This is a genomic window from Aeromonas sp. HMWF015 (assembly GCF_963878965.1).
Classification (GTDB): domain Bacteria; phylum Pseudomonadota; class Gammaproteobacteria; order Enterobacterales; family Aeromonadaceae; genus Aeromonas; species Aeromonas veronii.
On sequence record NZ_CAWNZT010000001.1, the window covers coordinates 8695 to 27859 of the forward strand.

Here is a 19165-nt window from a genome sequence, read left to right on the forward strand (position 1 = left end):
GATGTGTGGTGCCAGTGTGGCGGCCAATACCCCGCAGGCCAAATTTCCGCTCGACTATCACGGCTTGCGCTTTGGCATGAACGCCGGATTTTCCATTGGCGGCGATGCCTTCTGGCAGGCGGTGAAGGAGAAGCAGATCGATGTGGAGGAGGTGAAAAGCAACCGGGAGAACCTGCTCAAAATTGTGCGTGGCCGGGTCGATTGCACCGTCAATGATCGCCTCTCCCTGCTCTATGAACTGCTCAACATGATCAAGGGGGATCAGCTGGCGGTGGCCGATATGTCCCTGCTCAAACAGGGGCCGGTGCTCAGCAAGGAGCAGGGGTTTCTCGGCTATAGCCGCAAGGGGGAGTATCCCTACAAACAGGCCTTTATCGAACAGTTTGACAAGGAGCTCTATCAGCTCAAAAAACGTGACGGGGTGAAAGTGATCGTGGAGCGCTATCTGGGAAAGTCCCCGCGCTGAGCCGATGAGATGGGGACTCGGGTTCAGCTGGGTTGAGTCTGCTCCAGCGTGACGCATAACAAGAGGGGCCTTGCGGTCCCTCTTCATTTATCCAGCAGAGCGTGTTTGCTACAGCACCTGACTCAGGAACTGGCGCAGGCGCGGGGAGGGGGGATTGTCGAAGAAGTCGGCAGGCTTCTCATCCACCAGCAGTTCGCCACTCTCCATAAAGAGCACCCGATCCGCTACTTCGCGGGCAAAGCCCATCTCGTGGGTCACCACCACCATGGTCATCCCCTCGCGGGCGAGCCCCTTCATCACATCCAGCACTTCCCCCACCATTTCGGGGTCCAGCGCACTGGTGGGCTCGTCAAACAGCATGATGCGCGGCTGCATGGCGAGTGCGCGGGCGATGGCCACCCGCTGTTGCTGACCGCCGGAGAGTTGGGAGGGATAGCTGGCCGCTTTCACCGACAGCCCCACTTTCAGCAGCAGCGCCTTGGCTCTGTCTTCGGCCTCACGGCGCGACAGGCCGCGCACCTTCTGCGGGGCGAGGCAGATATTATCCAGCACCGTCAGGTGGGGAAAGAGATTGAAGGACTGGAACACCATGCCCACCTCTTCCCGCAGCTTGTTGACATCGCCCGGCTGGGTGAGGCAGATGCCGTCCACCACGATATCGCCGTCGTTGATGGTCTCCAGCTGGTTGAGGGTGCGCAGAAAGGTGGACTTGCCCGAGCCGCTGGGGCCGACGATCACCACCACTTCCCCTTCGGCCACCTCGGTGCTGACATTTTTCAGGGCGTGCACCTCGCTGCCGTAGAACTTCTCTACGCCGGTCGCCTTGATGATGGGATCAGTTGCTTTTCGCATATTTCACCTCGAGACGGCGTACCAGGAAGGAGAGGGTGCCGGTCAGCACCAGATAGAGCAGGGCCACGGTGAACCATACCTCGAACGGGCTGAAGGTGGAGCTCACCACCTCGCGCCCCGCCTTGGTCAGATCGGTGATGGAGATGACCGAGACTAGCGAGGAGTCCTTGATGAGGTTGATGAATTGGCCTGCCAGCGGTGGCAGTACCCGCTTGAACGCCTGCGGCAGGATGACATAGCGCATGGTCTGGGCGGAGGTCATACCCAGGCTGCGGCCCGCCTCCATCTGCCCCTTGTGGATGGAGCTGATACCGGCGCGCACGATCTCCGCCACATAGGCGCCGGTAAAGACCGCCAGCGCGGCGACCCCGGCGGTGAAGCGATCGAGGTTCAGCACGGTACCGATAAAGAAGTAGACGATGAAGATCTGAACCAGCAGCGGTGTACCGCGGATCAGCTCCACATAGGTGATGGCCAGATTGCGCAGGGCCGGATTAGGGGAGAGGCGCGCCAGCCCGGCCAGGGTGCCGAGCAGGATGGCGAAGATGCCTGCTACCAGCGAGAGCTTGACGGTGACCCAGACGCCCCAGGCGATGGGGCCGGCGGTCCAGCTCAGTTGGGTGTCGAGGGTATCGCCACGAAAAACGGTATCCCCTTCGGCGACTTGTACGCCGGTACTGGCGATGGCTTGCCGCACATTGGGGTCGAGATCGTCTTGCAGGAACAGCTTGCCCTTCTCGGCCTCGCTGGTGCCCGCCATCACGGTGCCGTCAAATTCGGCGACATTCTTCTGCTCCGCCTGATAGGCGATGTATTGGGGAATGCGTTCCCAGCGCCAGGTGTAATCCACTGACTGGACAGCCTTGTAGATGCCGAATACGGCAACCAGCAGCATCAGCAGGAAAACCCCATGCCAGAGCAGCTGATTGGGCTGTTTTTCCATCTGTCTTGTCGGTTTGGGTGTGTGCACAGTCACAACCTCTTCTCGTTATTGTGTGGGGAGCTGCGTGGTGCAGGGGCGGCATGTGCCGCCCCCCGGAGGTTATTTGAGCTGATTCAGCCAGGCGTTGGATTCGAACCACTTCTTGTAGAGACGGTCGTAGCTGCCATCGCCCTTGATCTGGCGCAGGTAGTTGTTGAACCAGTTGAGGGTGTCCTGATCCCCTTTGCGGATGGCCCAAGCCAGCGGCTCGAAGGTGAACGGCTTGTCGAGGTGCACCACGGCGCCCTGATTCTGGGAGGCAAAAATAGCGTTGTAGGGCAGGTCATAGACGAACGCATCGACCTTGCCGTTGATCACTTCCAGCTTGGCGTCATCCTGGGTTTCAAACTGCAGCAGGGTGGCTTTGGGGATCAGGCCCTTGACTGCCTGCTCGCCGGTGGTGCCGAGCTTGACCGCGATCTTGTATTTCGGGTCGTTGAGGTCGGTGAAGGATTTGATTTCGCCCGCCTTCTCTTTGCGCAGCACTATGGTCTGGCCGACCACGATGTAAGGATCGGCGAAGTTGACCCGCAGATTGCGCTGGGGAGTGACGGTCATGCCGCCCATGATGACGTCGAACTTGTTGGTCAGGAGCGCCGGAATGATGCCATCCCAGGCGGTGTTGACGAACTCGACCTTCACGCCCATCTCTTTGGCGACCATCTTGGCGAGATCCACATCAAAGCCGATGTATTGGCCCTGCTTGTTGGTCATCTCGAAGGGTTGATAGCCGGCATCGAAGCCGACTCGCAGCACGCCGCGTTCCAGCACGGCATCCAGGGTGGAAGTAGGGGCTGGGGTCGGGGCCGCCGTGGCGATCCCGCAAAACAGCAGGGTAGAAAGAATCAGTTTTTTGATCATAAGTGACGTCTCTGTCGGTGGTGTGTTCGGCCTTGAACCTGATCCCGTGCGACTCCGTGGCACAAGAGACTGCTGCATCCGGCAACAGGCAAGACAGGATGAATGTCTTGAGCGGGACAAAAGCCCCATATGAGATGCTATGAATAGTGGTTGAGTGAAAAATGTACCAAAAACAGATTGTGTCAGAAGACTCAACAGGTTAGAGACATTTATTGCTCATGGCTTCATTCATAAAATCACACGAAAACAACATATCTATCTAACGGGGTGGGTTCAAGCCCAAATTATGCCCAAGACATTTTGTTACAAAGCCTGGGTGCCGCTTGCGGCTCTTATTGTGCTAAAGGGCTCCGTAAGAGGTTTTTCGTGGGACTGATACGAATACGCATTGGTGAGATATCACACGCATTGCTCTGTTTATCAGCAAACGAAGGGGCTTTATTGTGAAAACCATCAAGTCCCACTGGGTCTTGGCAAACGCTTCTCATATACTCAGTTACCCTCTCTGCATGGCTTTGGTATGGACGCCTCACTACTGCTTAAGCTGGATATTTTTACCTTGATGATCATGGCCTTGTGTGGCTATTGTCTCGGTTTCCTCACTCTCACCATCATTCGCGTTACCCACAACGATATTCCCGGCGTCGGGGTCTGGTGGTGGTCCAGTCTGTTTGCCATGCTGGGTCAGGCGGGATTTGCCAGCCTGCTGCTGACACCTACTCCCTATGGCTCCTGGGTGGGCAATGTCTTCCTGATTTTTCATGTGTCGTTATTGCTGGTCGCCCAACGCTGTTTCTTCCGTCAATCGCCGGGCTGGCCTGTTTGCTGGGGATTCATCCTGCTGTTTGCCGCCATCATGACCTGGTCGGTCGCCATCGATGGCCGGATTGCGGTGCGGGTGATGATAAGCAGCGCCACCTTCCTCGTGCTCAGTACGCTCATCATCTGGCAGCTCTGGCGTCACGGCCGACCCGATTATCAGGTGGCGGTCTGGGTGCTGATTGGCCTCAATCTGGTACTGATTGCCATGACCCTGATGCGGATGTTTACCGTGTGGGGCGAGGTGATCGAAAGCCCGTTCCAGCGTCAGCTGTTCAACGTGTTGCCCTATGTCTCCATGCTGGTGGGTAGCTCCATGCTCACCTTCGGGGTGCTGCTGCTCTGCAACCAGCACCGGGCGCTGGAGTTGCGCTATCAGGCCAGTCATGATCCGCTGACCGGCTTGTTCAATCGCCGTGGTTTTATGGAGCGTCTGGCCCGGGAACGCCCTGCACAGCAGGGGGCGCTGGTGGTGCTCGATCTGGATGACTTCAAGCAGATCAACGATCGGCATGGTCATGAGGTGGGGGATCGGGTGCTGGAGCGGGTCGGGCTGGCGCTGCGCGAGCTGGATGGGGTGTTGGCCGGTCGCTTTGGGGGCGAGGAGTTTGTGTTGCTGTTTCGCCATGCCACCGCAGACGAGGCGATCACTCGGTGCCAGTCACTGCTGGTTCAGCTTGCGGCCAGCGAGGTGGAGGGGATCCATATTACCGTCAGTATGGGGGTCGCCCACTGGCAGGGAGAGTGGCATTTCGACCACCTGTTTCGCCGCGCCGATGACGCCCTCTATCGGGCCAAGCGGGAAGGGAAGAATAGGGTCTGTCAGGCCGCCTGAGGCAGTGATAGGTTCAGGGATAAAGGCAGGGCGCGGTGATCCGCGCCCTGCCTACTTCCGCTTGCCGGATCTGGCTTGCCAGCTGCCAGCCGTTACTCTGACGCCGCTTGAGCTGTTCTCGGTGCCTGCGCCTTGAGGAAGGGGAGCAGCAGCAGGGCCGAGACGCCCGCTGCCACCGAGATCACCACGAAGAAGCCGTTCCAGTGCCAGATCTCCATCACCTTGGCCAGCGGATAGCCCGACAGCGCCGCCCCCATGTAGGCAAAGAGGCCGACAAAGCCGGTGGCGGCCCCCGCCGAGTTTTTGTGGGAGCACTCCGCCGCCGCCATGCCGATCAGCATCTGGGGGCCAAACACGAAGAAGCCGATGGTAAAGAAGCAGGCCGCCTGCATCACATAGCTGAAGAAGGGCATCAGCCACAGCGACCCCACCGCCAGCAGGATCCCCACCGCAAAGATGAGGTTCATCGGGCCACGGTTGCCGTTGAACAGCTTGTCCGATCCCCAGCCCGCCACCAGCGCACCGATAAAGCCTCCCACCTCGAACATGGAGATAGCCGAGTTGGCGCTCATCAGATTGAAGCCGCGCTGCTCGGTCATGTAGAGATTGCCCCAGTCGTTGATGGCGGTACGCACCACATAGACCAGCACGTAACAGCAGGCGAGCAGCCAGATATAGGGGTTGCCCAGCACATATTTGCGCAGGATCTGGCGATGGGAAAGCCCCGCATCCTGGGTCTGCTGGGCCAGCTCCATGGCATCCTTGCGCCACTCGCCTACTGTCGGCAGCCCCATGGCGCTCGGGGTATCCCGCAGTCGCCAGCAGAGGAACAATCCCGCGATGATGGCGATAAGGCCGGGCACTATCATGCCGTAGCGCCAGCCATGTTGCAGAGCGATGGTGCTGACGATGAGAGGGATGAGCGCCCCGCCAACGTTGTGGGCGGTGTTCCAGGCCGACCACCAGACCCCGCGTTCGGTACGCGAATACCAGCTGGTGAGCAGCTTGGAGCAGGGGGGCCAACCCCAGCCCTGGAAGAAGGCGTTGGCGACCCAGAGGGCGGCAAACATCCAGAGTGCCGACGAGAGGCCGAACAGGATGTTGATAACGCCGGTGGCCATCAGTCCGACACCCATGAAGTAGCGCGGGTTGGCGCGGTCACTGATGATGCCGGAGAAGAACTTGGAGCAGCCGTAGGTGATGTAGAACAGGGTCCAGAGCATGCCGATATCGGACTTGTCCAGCATGCCGTTCGCCAGCATGTCCGGCATGGCGAAGTTGAAGCTCTTGCGGGTGAAGTAGAAGACCGCGTAGCCCAGATACATGGTCAGCAGCAGGTGCAGCCGCCAGTGGCGATAGGTGGCGTCGATCTCGGCCTGATCCCGGATAAGGGGCCGGGGCGGCGCGCTTCTCATAAAACTCAGCACAGGCAGGCCCTCTGGTGGTGATTAGCCATGACTCTCTTCCCGTCTGCGACTGGGCAGGTTGACCGTCAGCTGGGTGCCGTGGATGCAGGAGAGTTGCAGACTGCCCCCGAGGGCCTGTACCCGCTCGCGAATACCGAGCAGGCCATAGCCCTGCTGCGGGCGGCTTTCCGGCAGACCACGGCCATCATCTTCCAGCACCAGTTGCAACTGCTCGCCGCTAGCCCGGGCACGAATGGTGACCGAGTGGGCGTTGGCATGTTTGACCACGTTGTTGAGCCCCTCCTGACAGACCCGAAACAGGGTGACCCGCTGGGCATCGGAGAGATCCCCATCCGCCAGTTGCCACTCCAGCCGAGTGACGATGCCGTGACGCTCCAGCTCCAGCTCCCGCAGCAGTGCCCGTACCGCCTGTTCAAGAGTCATGTCGTCGAGTTGGCGCGGGCGCAGCCGCCCGAGCAGACCGCGCACCGCGTCGTAGATCCCGAGCGACAGTGTGTCGATCAGGGCACTGCTCTGGCCCACCCCTGCATTATCGGGGGCGAGGCGGCGCACGATCCCGGCCTGGGTACGAATGGCGGTGATGGTCTGGCCGATATCGTCGTGCAGCTCGCGCGCCACCTCCTTGCGGATACTCTCCTCGGTCTCCAGCAGCCGTTCGGTGAGTTGGCGATTGTGGGCGAGCTGGCGGGTCAGCGCCTGATTGAGCTCGCGCTGGCGCTGGATCCCGGCGCCGAGCAGCAGGCCGGTGAGGCTCTGGGCCAGCAGGGAGAGCAGCAGATCGAGGGGGTGATCGTGCCAGGCCTGACTGGCCAGCAGGGCGATGGTGTTCATCAGTGTGGCGAGCAGCGCCCCCTGCCAGCCGTAGCGCCACGCCATGGCGATGATGGGGATGGCGAGACAAAACGGGGTAAAGCGTACCAGCGAGTTGGGCAACCCCAGTTGCAGCCAGAGGCTCAATACGAACAGCAGCAGATACCAGACCAGATGGCGAAAGCGCCACTCCACCGGCTGATCCACCAGCGCAGGACCGAGCGGCACCCAGGTGGCGCGGGTGAGGTAGTGCCAGATCAACATGCAGGTGGAGGTCAGCGTCAGCCCGCCGGTTAGGCTGAGCAGCAGGGCCGAGAGGCCATCTTCCCCCGCCAGATGCCAGAGCAGGGCTTGCAGTAGCGCCGCCGCCGTGACGGTGGCGAGCAGCAGCAACAGTTGCTGCCAGTCGTTGCGCACCTGCTGGCGACGGGCAATCAGCAGCGGTATCAGGGTCAGCAGACTGCCCGCGACCAGCCAAGGCCAGTGGGGCAGCCCTACCTCCAGATTGAGCCAGTAGAGCAGCAGCCCTTCGCACAGCAACAGCGGCGGCCAGTAGTGGCCGGGACTTTGCAGCAGCAAGCCGAGGCGCAGGCCGAAGGGGAACAGCAGCACCGCCAGCGCCGGGCCACCCGCCAGATGCAGGCTGATGCTCCAGAGGCAAAACCAGCCGGCGGCAAAGATGAAGCAGGCCGCCAGCGCGATGGCGACATAGCTGGCGAAACGGGAGATCACCAGCTATCCAGCATGCGGTGGGCCAGCTCGACGTTGTTGCTGACCTTGAGCTTGTCCATCAGGTTGGCACGATGGACGTGCACCGTCTTGGGGGAGAGACCAAGCTGTTCGGCGATGGCCTTCACCTCCAGCCCCTGTGCCAGCAACTGGGCAATCTCCCGCTCCCGATTGGTAAGGGGATCCCGGCTGCTGCTGGCCAGTTTCTGGGCGATGTCCGGCGTCAGATAACACCCACCCAGGGCGGCGGTGCGCACCGCGGCGATCAGCTCGTCCGGACTGCAGCGTTTGGAGAGAAAACCCTTGGCGCCGGTTTGCAACGCCTGCTCGATGAGGGCCGGGCTGTCGTGCACCGAGAGCATCACCACTGCAAGGCCGGAGGGGAGCTGCTTGAGCAGCTCCAGCCCCGATTGGTCGGGCATCGAGATGTCGCAGACGCAGACGCGCGCCCCGCTGCCGGGCAGGCCGGCAAGGGCGTCGCTGGCGGAGCCGAATTCGGCGACCACCTGCAGATCGGGCTCCAGATTGAGCAGTTGGGCAAAACCGGATCTGACGATCTGGTGATCGTCGATGAGGGCAATTTTTATCATGATGTCAGCCTGAAATTCGGTGCGTCATGACCATGACGCGGCCAACAAGATACCTGCCCCCCGAGTCAGGCTCAAGCAGCAGCAGGAAAAGGGGCTAAAAACCGGGGGGCAAGGTGCGCAAAGCTTGATCGGGATCAGCTGGCAAGGGCGAGCAAGCGGGCTGATCAACAGGGGGATGACCAGCCCGGGGGACTCAGCGGTGCAGCTCGCCGGCGCGCTCAGGCTGATAGACCACTTCCAGAATTTCTACCTCGATGGTGCGACCGGCCGGGCCGGGCCAGGCGATGCTGTCGCCCACTTTCAGGCCGAGCAGGGCGCTGCCTACCGGCGCCAGTACCGAGATGTTGCTCTCGTCGCCCTTGGCATCGCGCGGGTAGACCAGGGTGAGGCAGAACTCGTTGCCGCTGCTCTGCATCTTGAAGCGTACCTTGCTGTTCATGGTGACTACGTCCGGCGGCATGTCGGCCGGTTCGCGGATCTCGGCGCGGTCCAGCTCCTCTTGCAGGGCCAGATGCTGCGGATGGTTGCCGAGCAGTTGTTCGATACGGTCCAGATCAAGGCTGGAGATAACCAGATGAGGTTGTTTCATAAGATATTCCTTATCAATAGCGGATAGGACCATACCGGCGGCTGCAGGTTGGCCATCACGCAAAGTGTTACAAAAATGGATTCAACAGGTTCAATCGATTGAAAATGCCATGCCCCCAAGCGACTCGCGGCCGAAGGAGCGAGGCGGGGGCTCAGCAGGGTGTGAGCAAATGCGAGGAAATAGCGAGTATTTTCATGGGGCTACCATAACCATTCTGGCCAGCCTTGGCAACCGCGATTGAGTGACTACTCAGGAGCCTGATAGTTGTACTGACGGATGATCCGTGTGAGCGAGCCATCATGGCGCATCTCGTCGATTACGGCTTGCCAGCGCTGCGCCTGTTTGAAGGGGAAATCCTTGTGAGCGGCCAGGAACAGTTGGGTGTTCATCAACACTTCACCGCGAACCAGCTGTTGTGATGAGCGTTTGTCTTGTTGTTGGGCATACAGGATGACATTCCATGCGGCGACCCAGGCATCAATGCGACCGCGATGGAGTTTATGAGCGTTGAGTTGCTCATCTGCTACTGTCTCTCCCCGGATCCCGATGCGTTGTTTGAGTAGGTGTTGACCAAACGAGTAGCGCAGCACGCCCACATCAAGGTTTTTCAAATCGCTGCTTTTCAGTGCTTTTGGGTGAAACCGGCGATCGCTGACGATCAAAAACTGTTCATCGAGGATGGGCGTTACCCACTGATAGAGGTGCTCTCGCTGACTGCTTCGCACGGGCGGTATCATCAATACATCGGGGCGGTGAATTGTCTGGGTCAGTGCACGTGGAAGCGGCATCAACTCGATGGTGAGCGGTTCTTTAAGGCGTCGCGCGGCCTCTTCCATGATCTCGATGGCGACACCGCTTGGTTTGCCGTGAGAGGAGCGAATGACATAGGGGGGCAACTCGGCCGCCACCAGCACAATAGCCTGGGCACCGGTGTTCACCAGCAACAACAGCAGGGTCAAAAAGGGCAGGCAGAGAGCGCGCATCAAGGTCGTGAGCCAGAGTCGAATATGCAGAGTGTAACATTCCTGCCTGCGTTGTCGTTGTGCCCGCTGAGGGGTTGGGATCTCAGTCGAAGAAATCCCGCAGATCGCGCACTTCGTAATCAGCGAGTTGCTGCCAGGGGAGCTGAGAAGGCAGCTTGCGCAGGGTTACCTCCATCCGGTAACTGCGATAGCCGTCGAGACTGGCTGACTCGACCACCAGCGGGATCTGCCATTGACTCGACCAGAGAATGCGGGTTCGTTGCTGCCCTTCGCGCTTTTCATACCAGCGGGCCTGCTCGGGGGCGGCCTCATCCAGCGGGGTCATCCCCTCGATCAGCCTCGGGTTGACGAGATGGCGGATCCGCAGCCAGTCGGGCTTGAAGGCCACCTGGCCATACTCTTCCTCCGGCACCTCAACCAGCTGGTTGTGCCAGCTGTCGGCATAGCGCAGCTGAAGTTCACCCTCATCACTGCGGCTGACCCAGCGGGCCGCCATCTGGTGGGTAAAGTGCTTGTGGCCGGGGGTGGCGTCGTGAGTGGCGTGATAGGCACGGGCAAGGGGGAGGGGAATGAGCCGCTGGATCCACACCTGATTGCCCACGCGCAGCCACTTCTCTTGCCAGACACTCTCTCTGGCGATGCCATCGCTGCCGGTGTTCCGGTCGTGATAGCTGATCCGGGCGGCGAGATCCGGGGGCGTGTCGTCAGCATGCAGGGGGAAGGCGAGGGTGCTGCCAAGCAGCCATAACGAAAGCAAAAGTCGCATCATCATCTGTCGCTCGAAAGAGCCGGGGCCCGGGCCGCTGAGTCGATTGCTCAGATGCACCCGGGCCCGTGCTGCTTACAGGCCGAGCGCCTCCCGCAGTTTGCCAAACACCTTGGTGTTATCCAGCGTGCCTTTGAAGCGGTTGCTGCCGGCGCCATCGGCAAACAGCATCACATCGCCGCCGCCGTGGGTTTCCGATGTCAGTTTGACGCCGGTCTCCTGCAGGTAGTCATTGGCCATCACCTGATCGCTGGTGAGGACCGGGCGCACGGCCGCACGATTGGGGCCGTTACCGAACACCAAGGTGGTGAAGGGCTTGCCATCCACGTCGTTCTGGGTCGAGCCATCGCCATTTTTCACCAGATCCAGCACCGGATTGCCCTTGGCGGAGTAGCCGTTAATGGTCATGGTGTGGTCATGGTCGGCGGTGACCACGATCAGGGTATTGCTGAGATCCACTTTACCCAGCGCCGTCTTGACCGCCTCATCCAGAGCCACTGCGTCGGTGAGCGAGCGCTTGGCGTTGGTGCCGTGCAGGGCATGATCGATCCGGCCGCCTTCTACCATCAGGAAATAACCCTGACTGTTCTTGCTCAGCAGGTCGATCGCCTTGGCGGTCATTTCGGAGAGGGACGGCTGGGTATTGGCTGCCCCCTTGGCGACCCGATCCAGCTCGTAGTCCAAGTGGGATTTGCTGCTGAATAGACCGAGCACCTTGCCGCTGGTGACCTTGGCAAGTTCACTTTGAGTGGTGACATAGCTGTATCCCTGCGCCTTCATCTCGGCGGTCAGGTCGCGGTTGTCATTGCGACCGCCCTTGTTGCTGGCGCTGTAGGGGGTCCAGTGGTTGGCACCACCGCCCATCAGCACATCGACCCCATCCTTGAGGGCACTGTTATAGCCAGCGCCCCCCGGAACGGCCTGTACGGCGATATCATAAGCTGCATCCCGATGGCAGATGTGGGCGTAGGTAGCCGCCGGGGTCGCGTGGGTCAGCTCGGTGGTGGTGACGGCTCCGACCGATTTGCCTGCCGCCTTGGCCAGCTCCAGGATGGTGGGCACGGGCTTGCCGTTATCGCTGCTGCAATTGTTGACGGTTTTGTTGCCATTGACGTCTTTGCCGGGGGCGACGGCTTTGGTGTCGCTGCTCATGGCGATCACCTCGTTGTTCATCTTGACCCCGGTGGTGTAGGCCGCCATGGAGGGGGCCGAGTCGGTGGTCTGGGCATCGTTGGAGAAGGTCTTGATGCGGGCACTGTGCGGCAGTTTCATCATCTCCAGATTGCCCTCTTCCCCCACCTTGAACAGGCGGGTGGCGGTGAGCACGGTGGGGCCCATGCCATCACCGATAAAGAGAATGACGTTTTTGGCATCACCGGCCTGTGCCTGGGAGGTTGCGCCCAGCGCACTGAACAGGGCGGCGCAGACCAGCGTGTGCTTGATGGATGTGTTCATCTTTTTGCTCATGAAAGTGCTCCTTACAGCTTGGCCGCAGCCTTGATCTTGCCGAACACGGCGGTGTTATCGAGTGAGCCATGGAAGCTGTCAGCCCCCTTGCCGATGGCGCCGAGGAATACATCTGTGCCGCCGTGGGTCTCGCTGCCGATTTCGCCTACCTTGACCACCACTTCCTGGTGGTAGTCATTGGCGGAGACGGTGGCATCGTCGAGCGGGGCAACGCTGCTGCGCGGGCCATCCACCCGGTTGTAACCGTTGCCAAAACCTATGATGGTGTAGGGCATGCCCTCGCTATCCTTGCTTGGCTCGCCAGTCTCGTAGTTCTTCACCAGCCCGAGTACGCCGGGGTTGTCGGCGGTGGTCTTGCCGGTGCGCTTGGCATAACCGTTGAGCACTAGCGTGTGGTCGTGGTCGGCGGTGACCACGATCAGGGTGTTTTTCAGCTCGGGGTCGCTCTTTTTCACCTCGTCGATAGCGGCTTTGATGGCGTTGTCGAAGGCGATGGTGTCCTGCAGCGCCCGCTTGGCGTTGGTGTCGTGCAGGGCGTGGTCGATGCGGCCCCCTTCCACCATCAGGAAGTAACCCTTCTCCTTGCCCTTGAGCTGCTTGATGGCGGCCAGGGTCATCTGGGCCAGTGACGGCTCGCTGGCGGGACGGTCCAGGTCATATTTCATGTGGCTGGAACCAAACAGACCCAGCAGCGGCTTGCCCGCATCGGCCTTGTTCAGCTCATCCAGATTGCTGGCAAACTGGTAGCCCTTGGCCTGCATTTCGCTGATGAGGTTGCGGCCATCCTCCCGCTTGCCCTTGTCGGCTTTGGGCAGGAAGAAACTGCTGCCGCCACCGAGCACCACATCCAGCCCCTCCTTGAGGGCGCTGTTGTAGCCTTTGCCGCCCGGCACCAGCTGGACGGCGATATCTGCCTCCAGATCCCGGTTGCAGATATGGGCATAGGTAGCCGCCGGGGTGGCGTGGGTTACCCGGGTACTGGTCACCACGCCGGTACCGCGGCCATCGGCTTTGGCCAGCTCCAGCAGGGTGGTCACCGGCTTGCCGGCGCTCTTGCTGCAGTCACTCTCATAGGTGGCGTCGCCGTCCATGCTGATGACGCCGTTGTTGCTCTTGACCCCGGTCATGTAGGCCGCCATGGAGGGGGCCGAGTCAGTGACCTGGGCATCGTGGGAGAAGGTCTTGATAAAGGCCGTCTCTGGCAGGGTATCGATGGTGAGATCACCCTCTTCGCCGACACCGTAGATGCGGGCCGCCGTCAGGGTGTTGAGGCCCATGCCGTCACCGAGGAAGAAGATGACGTTGGTGGGTTGGGCTGCGGGCTTGGTCGCCACCGTGTCATTGTCTGATTTGCAGCCGGCAGCCAGGGCGGCGCCGATCATCACTGCAAGTCCTGCCATTTTTCTCATTGGGGTTCGCTCCTTGTAAAACCTGAGCGCAGCCTAGAGGGGGCAGATGACACTTTTACTGACTATCGGTGACGGTTGTGTGAAAAGTGATAAAAATGTTACACTATATCAATATGTTATCTATCAATTGAGCCAGTTGGTCCGGTCGTTTCCGGCAAGGTTGCTCCGCCTCGGCGGTTTGCTGATTTGATGAGGTGATGGTTAGAATGACCTGTCAAAAGAAGCCCGCAGCAGGTAAAATGCGCCCCCTTCGTTCGATGCCCGCGGCAGAGCGCCTGTTGTTCCATGCGCGCGCCCGCAGCCCCCACAGAGAGTAACGGATATGTCCATCAACTGGTTCCCCGGTCACATGCACAAGGCCCGCAAAGAGATTGCCGAGGTCATGCCCCAGGTCGATGTGATCATCGAGATGCTCGATGCCCGCATCCCCTTCTCCAGCGAAAACCCGCTGGTGCCCGAGCTGCGTGGTGATACCCCGGTGATCAAGGTGCTGAACAAGGCGGACCTGGCCGATCCGGCGATCACCGATCTGTGGGTGGCGCACATGGAAAAAGAGAAGGGGATCAAGGCGCTGCCGTTGACACAACAAGAGCCGGAGAAGATCAAGCAACTGCTGACCCTCTGCCATGAGATGCTGCCGGAGCGCAATTTTGAGCTGCGCGGCGTGCGGGCGATGATCATGGGGATCCCCAACGTGGGCAAGTCTACTCTGATCAATACCCTGGCGGGGCGCATCATCGCCCGTACCGGCAACGAGGCGGGGGTGACCAAGTCACAGCAGCGGATCAAGCTGGATAACAACGTTATCCTGACCGATACCCCGGGTTTTCTCTGGCCCAAGCTCAATCCGCCCTCCTGCGGTTATCGTCTGGCCATCACCGCGGCCATCAAGGACACGGTGTTCGACTATGCCGATATCGCCATGTTCGCCGCCGATTACTTCATCAAGGCCTATCCGGAGCGGATCAAGGCGCGCTACCAGATTGACGAGCTGCCCGAGACTGAGATCGAGCTGCTGGAGATGATCGCCCGCCAGCGAGCGTTTATGCGCAAAGGGGGGCTGGCCGACCTGCACAAGGCGTCCGAGATCCTGATTAACGAGTTCCGCTCAGGCTTGCTTGGCCGCATCTCGCTGGAGACGCCGGAGATGGTGAGTGTCGAGATTGTCGAAGCCGCCGCAGAAGCCGAGCAAAAAGCCAAAGAGAAGGCCGAGCGGGAAGAGGAGCGTCAGGCCCGCGCCCGTCGCAAGTACGCCCGCAAGCGTCAGAAATAGTTATCCTCAGGCGTCCCGAGCTTGCCTGACTGCGAGCGAGCTTGTGTGACCGAGATGACGAAACACGAAGAGGCGACCCCAAGGGTCGCCTCTTCTGTTTTATCTGGTGAAATGCCGCCCACTCTGATGGCGTGTCCGCGCTATAAAGCCATGCCATCAACCAAAACGGTGGAGCGCCGCCTCAAACAGCGACATATGAAGCGGGATCAGCTGTTGCCAGTCGCGGCGATAGCCGCCACCGGGTACAGCGGCGACAGGCAACCCATGCTTGATTGCACAGTCAAATACCATGGCATCGCGCAGGCGAACCCCTTCATCGCTCAAGGAGAGATAACCAAGCTCGTCGGCATGATGCACATCGACGCCCGCCTGATAGAGGATGAGATCCGGCGAATAGAGCCGCAGTGCCAGCGAGAGTGCCTGTTGCAATGTGGTGAGATAGGCATCGTCCGTCATGCCACTTGGCAGCGGAAAGTCGAGGTGAGAGGTGGCTTTGTGATGGGGGAAGTTGTGCTCCCCATGGAGGGAGAGGGTGATGATATCGCGCCGTCCGGCGCACAGGGTCGCACTGCCATCTCCCTGATGCACATCGAGATCGACGATCAGCACCTGTTCACAACGCTTTTCGTCGAGGCAAGCCTGGGCGGCAATCACCAGATCGTTGAACAGACAAAAACCGCTGCCGTGATCCCGATGAGCGTGGTGGTAGCCGCCGGAGATCTGCAAGCCGCAGCCCTGTTCAAGTGCATAGCGGCTGGCGGCAATGGTAGCACCCACCGAGCGCAAGGTGCGCTCTATCAGCATGGATGACCAGGGAAAACCGATCTTGCGGATGGCGCGATCTTCCAGCTGGCCGCTCAGGGCCGCCGCGACATAATCGGCATCGTGAATGCGACAGATTTGCTCACAGGTTGCGGCCGGCGCTTCGCCAAGGGGGTAACCCTGCACCTGTAGGCGTTCAAACAGCCCTTGATACTTGGCCAGCGGGAAGCGATGGCGCTCGGGTAGCGTCAGGGAGGAGTAGAGGGGGTGATAGAAAATGCGCAACGACATGGTGCCATTCTCCCTGGCAAGGTGGCGCTTTCTATATATGAAATCAGCAGATGAATCCATATATGTACTCCCTATATATAGGGGAAGTGGCAGCGCATAAATCAAGACGCGTCGTGAGTGAGACCGCAGGATATGGAAAAGGGGAGCTTGGCTCCCCTTTCAGTCAATCACTCAGCCCGGCTTATTGCTGCTGGATAACCCAGATCTGGAAGGCTTTGCGGGTTTCCGCATCTGCCTTGTTGTACCAGTTTTGCAACTGGGTCAGGGCTTCCGGATTGCTTTGAGCCTTGCTGGGGGCAACCTGAACCGGTGCGCTGGCGGCAGCCATCACGGCAGCAGAGGAGACGGCGACGGTCTTGGGCTGGTTGAAGGCTTTGCCCATGTTGATCAGCTCTTGCTGATAGTCACGGGTCAGCTGGAAGCCCTCTACTTTCGGCATCACGAACTGTTCGCTGCTCACTTGCTGGCCACTGACTTTGTCTTTCAGCGCCACTTTCTGCTCTTTGACAAACTGCTTGGCTTCGGCTTCGTTGCGGGGCTTTTTATAGTCCAGCACCAGCTTTTGGTTGTCGGCGGCGGTGAAGTTCAGCACCAGCGGCTCGGCGGTCACCAGCTTGATTTCGTTACGGCTGGAGTAGTTGCCTTCAAAGGCGACGACCAACTGGTGTTTGCCGGCAGAGAGGGGGAAGGTGCTGGTTTTGTCGAGCAGCTTGGGGTTGATGGATTGACCATCGATCAGCTGGACGACATACGGGGTGGTCACTTCCAATTGGGCATCAGCAAGGGCGCTACCGGCCCACAACAGACCAGCCAGCGCCGGTACCAGAACAGTCAGTTTCATTTCATCTCCTTGAACAGTCAGGCGATTGCCCACTGAAAACAGGGGCTCATTTTTACAGGTTTGGCCTACTGCGGCAATGGCTCTTTCTGGTGGTCAACGTTCGCGCTGCTGTCAGTTTGTTTGTCAATAGCGACCGACTTATTTATTCGATCCGCCGTGTAAACGGGGGGAGGGCGTCGAGCAACCCCTTGCCATAACGCTTGGTCAGCAGACGGCGGTCGAGAATGGTGACCCGCCCCCGATCTGCCTCTTTGCGGATGAGGCGGCCACAGGCCTGGATAAGCTTGCGCGATGCCTCCGGTACCGTCAGTTGCAGGAAGGGGTTGCCGCCTCGTTGCTCCACCCACTCGGCAGTGGCCTCCTCGACCGGCGAGTTGGGCACCGCAAAGGGGAGCTTGGTGATGACCAGATTGGTAAGGTAGTGACCCGGCAGATCCAGCCCCTCCGAGAAGCTGCCGGTACCAAACAGGATGCTGGCCTGACCGCCATCGCATTTTTGTTTGTGCAGGGTGAGCAGGGCATTGCGGGAGGCTTCCCCCTGCACCAGCAGTGACAGTCCCTTGGCTCGCAAGCCAACAGCCACCTCATTCATCTGGCGGTAGGAGGAGAAGAGCACCAGACTCGCCTCCTTGCCCGCCAAAATGCGTGGCAGCACGCTGATGAGTTCGTTGGTAAAGGCCGGCGAGTTGGGTTCGTGCTCCATCTTGGGCAGATAGAGCTCGGCTTTCTGATAGTCGAAGGGTGAGCGCAGGCGCAGATAGCGGGTACCGTCGTGCTCCTTGAGCCCCACCTGATGGCGAAAATAACTAAAGGAAGATAGTGCTGTGAGGGTCGCGGAGACCAGTACGGCTCCCAGACATTTCGACCAGAGCCACTCCTCCAGCAAATAGCCTACCTCAATCGGTGAGGCGTGCAGCCAGATATCGCCGTCATCGCTCTTGGCCATCCAGCGGGCGAGCGGGGTTTTGCCGGTCGGAACATGGCGCCCCAGCATCTCCCACAGGGCGCAGAAACTCTCCAGCCGCTGCAGATGAAAACCGCTCTCGGCCAGCAGGGGCTCGGCCTCCTTGCGGCGGATCTCGCCATCTTTCAGCGCTTCACCGATGGCTCCTTGCATCCGATCCAGCGCCCGCAGCGCCTTCTTGCTCGACTCCTTGAGATTCTCCGCCAGCATGGGCAGGGGATCCGGCAATACCCCTTCGGCGAAGCGGTAGTGAGGTTCCGTGCCAAACAGCCGATCGTTGGCGCTGAGCCACTGCTCGACCGCCTTCAGGTCGGGCTGGATGGAGGCCAGTGCATCCTGCAGTTTGAGTTGGGGGTCGAGCAGGCTCTCCTTATTAAGCGTCCGCGCCAGCTTGCCTGCACTTTGTACCAGCTTCTCCAGCCAGCGACGCGAGCCTTTGACGCTGGCCGACGCCGCGCCGTGATCCCGGGCGATGGTGGGCAGGTGATGGGCCTCATCCAGCACATAGATGCACTCATCGGGGGGGGGGCAGAATGATGCCGCCGCCCATGGTGAGATCGGAGAGCAGTAGCGCATGGTTCACCACCAGCACATCGGCGCTCTCCATGTCGTTGCGGGCGCGATGAAAGGGGCAGTGCTGGTGATGGCTCAGCGCCTTGTTGCAGGTGTGGCGGTCGGCGGCGATGCGATCCCAGCAAGTGTCGGGAATGGGCTCCGGCCAGTTGTCCCGATCCCCGTCCCATTTGCCATTGGTGTAGGCCTGCCACAGGGCCTGGTAGCGAGCTTTGTCGCTGTCAGATGGTTTGGTTTTGCTCAGATTGCCAAAGTCGAGCTCGAAGTTGGCCATCTCGGCGCCACTGGCTGCCTGTTCCAGCAGATGTTCGCAGCAGTAACGCTGACGCCCCTTGACCAGCATAAAACGAAACGGCAGCTCGCTGTGGCGATGGTAAAAAGGGAGGTCTTTGTGGATCAGCTGCTCTTGCAGGGCCACGGTGGCGGTGGAGATCACCAGCTTCTTCTGGGTGAGCCGCGCCACCGGGATGGCGCCCTGCGCATAAGAGAGAGATTTGCCGATACCGGTTCCTGCTTCGGCCACCAGGATCCGGCGCTGTTTGTCGTACTCGCCGGTCAGGGTTTTTGCTATCTCGGCCACCAGAAAGTTCTGCTCTTTGCGCGGCACAAAACCGGGTAATCCATCCGAAATCTGGCGATAGGTTTGACGAATGGTGGCTTTAAGGCGAGTAGAGAGCATGAAGAGAAGGCCAATTAGGTGTTAATCGAAGGACAAGGATACCCGCAACCCCTTGGTGAGGTCGAGGCAACTGCCATTATCACGGCTGCTTTACGCTGATCAGACCACTTTGGTTGTTTATCAGGTAGTTAGCGTTATTTGCATGCAAAATAGACTATTTGAGTCCAAATAATCAGCAGGATTCATTGTAAACGTTT

The 19165-nt window shown here is 59.9% G+C and carries 15 protein-coding genes and 2 pseudogenes; 3 read left to right on the forward strand and 14 right to left on the reverse strand.

Going from position 1 to position 19165, the window contains the following annotated elements; genetic code table 11:
* Window positions 1-466 (forward strand): annotated as a pseudogene (locus AACS18_RS22950) (substrate-binding periplasmic protein); the annotation flags it as partial.
* A gap of 108 nt (window positions 467-574) precedes the next feature.
* On the opposite strand, the gene AACS18_RS00050 reads toward AACS18_RS22950, so the two are convergent.
* The 3 genes from AACS18_RS00050 to AACS18_RS00060 all read right to left on the reverse strand — a co-directional run bounded on the left by AACS18_RS00050 (window position 575) and on the right by AACS18_RS00060 (window position 3161).
* Window positions 575-1318, reverse strand: coding sequence for an amino acid ABC transporter ATP-binding protein (locus AACS18_RS00050; RefSeq protein WP_108613409.1), 744 nt, complete (start codon window positions 1316-1318; stop codon window positions 575-577).
* Entirely contained in the window at window positions 1302-2261 is a 960-nt protein-coding gene (locus tag AACS18_RS00055; RefSeq protein ID WP_108613410.1) for an amino acid ABC transporter permease, read from the reverse strand. The genes AACS18_RS00050 and AACS18_RS00055 overlap by 17 nt, the downstream gene beginning before the upstream one ends.
* A gap of 99 nt (window positions 2262-2360) precedes the next feature.
* The gene (locus tag AACS18_RS00060; protein ID WP_181363364.1) at window positions 2361-3161 is read right to left on the reverse strand and encodes a transporter substrate-binding domain-containing protein; all 801 of its coding nucleotides are present in this window, start codon (window positions 3159-3161) and stop codon (window positions 2361-2363) included.
* Between the two features lie 520 nt (window positions 3162-3681).
* Here AACS18_RS00060 and AACS18_RS00065 point away from each other — a divergent pair.
* Window positions 3682-4815, forward strand: coding sequence for a GGDEF domain-containing protein (locus AACS18_RS00065; RefSeq protein WP_108613411.1), 1134 nt, complete (start codon window positions 3682-3684; stop codon window positions 4813-4815).
* A 92-nt stretch (window positions 4816-4907) separates the two neighbouring features.
* On the opposite strand, the gene AACS18_RS00070 is transcribed toward AACS18_RS00065, so the two are convergent.
* The 8 genes from AACS18_RS00070 to AACS18_RS00105 form a co-directional block, all read right to left on the reverse strand.
* The gene (locus AACS18_RS00070) at window positions 4908-6242 is read right to left on the reverse strand and encodes an MFS transporter (protein ID WP_108613412.1); all 1335 of its coding nucleotides are present in this window, start codon (window positions 6240-6242) and stop codon (window positions 4908-4910) included.
* A gap of 21 nt (window positions 6243-6263) precedes the next feature.
* Complete coding sequence (gene uhpB / locus AACS18_RS00075) at window positions 6264-7784, reverse strand: signal transduction histidine-protein kinase/phosphatase UhpB (protein WP_108613413.1); 1521 nt, start codon at window positions 7782-7784, stop codon at window positions 6264-6266.
* Window positions 7781-8371 carry a transcriptional regulator UhpA gene (gene uhpA, locus AACS18_RS00080; RefSeq protein WP_042022130.1) on the reverse strand — a complete coding sequence of 197 codons (591 nt, stop codon included), beginning with the start codon at window positions 8369-8371 and terminating at the stop codon, window positions 7781-7783. Before uhpA ends, uhpB begins: the two co-directional genes overlap by 4 nt.
* 193 nt (window positions 8372-8564) lie before the next feature.
* A complete protein-coding gene (gene rnk / locus AACS18_RS00085; protein WP_005334070.1) occupies window positions 8565-8960 on the reverse strand; it encodes a nucleoside diphosphate kinase regulator in 396 nt (131 codons plus the stop codon).
* Window positions 8961-9205: 245 nt separating this feature from the next.
* A complete protein-coding gene (locus AACS18_RS00090; protein WP_108613414.1) occupies window positions 9206-9943 on the reverse strand; it encodes a substrate-binding periplasmic protein in 738 nt (245 codons plus the stop codon).
* 82 nt (window positions 9944-10025) lie between these two features.
* Window positions 10026-10712 carry a hypothetical protein gene (locus tag AACS18_RS00095; protein WP_108613421.1) on the reverse strand — a complete coding sequence of 229 codons (687 nt, stop codon included), beginning with the start codon at window positions 10710-10712 and terminating at the stop codon, window positions 10026-10028.
* 72 nt (window positions 10713-10784) lie between these two features.
* On the reverse strand, window positions 10785-12176 hold the full coding sequence (locus AACS18_RS00100) for an alkaline phosphatase (protein WP_108613415.1): 1392 nt from the start codon (window positions 12174-12176) through the stop codon (window positions 10785-10787).
* 11 nt (window positions 12177-12187) lie between these two features.
* Window positions 12188-13585 (reverse strand): alkaline phosphatase, encoded by a 1398-nt coding sequence (locus AACS18_RS00105; RefSeq protein WP_108613416.1) that lies wholly within the window; start codon window positions 13583-13585, stop codon window positions 12188-12190.
* Window positions 13586-13907: 322 nt separating this feature from the next.
* On the opposite strand from AACS18_RS00105, the gene ylqF reads away from it, so the two are divergent.
* A complete protein-coding gene (ylqF, locus tag AACS18_RS00110; RefSeq protein ID WP_005334061.1) occupies window positions 13908-14858 on the forward strand; it encodes a ribosome biogenesis GTPase YlqF in 951 nt (316 codons plus the stop codon).
* A 156-nt stretch (window positions 14859-15014) separates the two neighbouring features.
* Here ylqF and AACS18_RS00115 read toward each other — a convergent pair whose 3' ends face one another.
* From AACS18_RS00115 to dinG, 3 genes and pseudogenes are all read right to left on the reverse strand, one after another.
* Window positions 15015-15911, reverse strand: a complete 897-nt coding sequence (locus tag AACS18_RS00115; RefSeq protein WP_108613417.1) for a histone deacetylase family protein — start codon at window positions 15909-15911, stop codon at window positions 15015-15017.
* A 181-nt stretch (window positions 15912-16092) separates the two neighbouring features.
* Window positions 16093-16752 carry a YccT family protein gene (locus AACS18_RS00120; RefSeq protein ID WP_108613418.1) on the reverse strand — a complete coding sequence of 220 codons (660 nt, stop codon included), beginning with the start codon at window positions 16750-16752 and terminating at the stop codon, window positions 16093-16095.
* Window positions 16753-16894: 142 nt separating this feature from the next.
* Window positions 16895-18968: pseudogene (dinG, locus tag AACS18_RS00125) on the reverse strand (ATP-dependent DNA helicase DinG).
* Window positions 18969-19165 lie beyond the last annotated feature (197 nt).

Coding starts and splice junctions, on each gene's coding strand:
- AACS18_RS00050 (WP_108613409.1), bottom strand. CDS start 1,318: ATGCGAAAAGCAACTGATCCCATCATCAAGGCGACCGGCGTAGAGAAG.
- AACS18_RS00055 (WP_108613410.1), bottom strand. CDS start 2,261: ATGGAAAAACAGCCCAATCAGCTGCTCTGGCATGGGGTTTTCCTGCTG.
- AACS18_RS00060 (WP_181363364.1), bottom strand. CDS start 3,161: ATGATCAAAAAACTGATTCTTTCTACCCTGCTGTTTTGCGGGATCGCC.
- AACS18_RS00065 (WP_108613411.1), top strand. CDS start 3,682: ATGGACGCCTCACTACTGCTTAAGCTGGATATTTTTACCTTGATGATC.
- uhpA (WP_042022130.1), bottom strand. CDS start 8,371: ATGATAAAAATTGCCCTCATCGACGATCACCAGATCGTCAGATCCGGT.
- rnk (WP_005334070.1), bottom strand. CDS start 8,960: ATGAAACAACCTCATCTGGTTATCTCCAGCCTTGATCTGGACCGTATC.
- AACS18_RS00090 (WP_108613414.1), bottom strand. CDS start 9,943: ATGCGCGCTCTCTGCCTGCCCTTTTTGACCCTGCTGTTGTTGCTGGTG.
- AACS18_RS00095 (WP_108613421.1), bottom strand. CDS start 10,712: ATGATGCGACTTTTGCTTTCGTTATGGCTGCTTGGCAGCACCCTCGCC.
- AACS18_RS00100 (WP_108613415.1), bottom strand. CDS start 12,176: ATGAGCAAAAAGATGAACACATCCATCAAGCACACGCTGGTCTGCGCC.
- AACS18_RS00105 (WP_108613416.1), bottom strand. CDS start 13,585: ATGAGAAAAATGGCAGGACTTGCAGTGATGATCGGCGCCGCCCTGGCT.
- ylqF (WP_005334061.1), top strand. CDS start 13,908: ATGTCCATCAACTGGTTCCCCGGTCACATGCACAAGGCCCGCAAAGAG.
- AACS18_RS00115 (WP_108613417.1), bottom strand. CDS start 15,911: ATGTCGTTGCGCATTTTCTATCACCCCCTCTACTCCTCCCTGACGCTA.
- AACS18_RS00120 (WP_108613418.1), bottom strand. CDS start 16,752: ATGAAACTGACTGTTCTGGTACCGGCGCTGGCTGGTCTGTTGTGGGCC.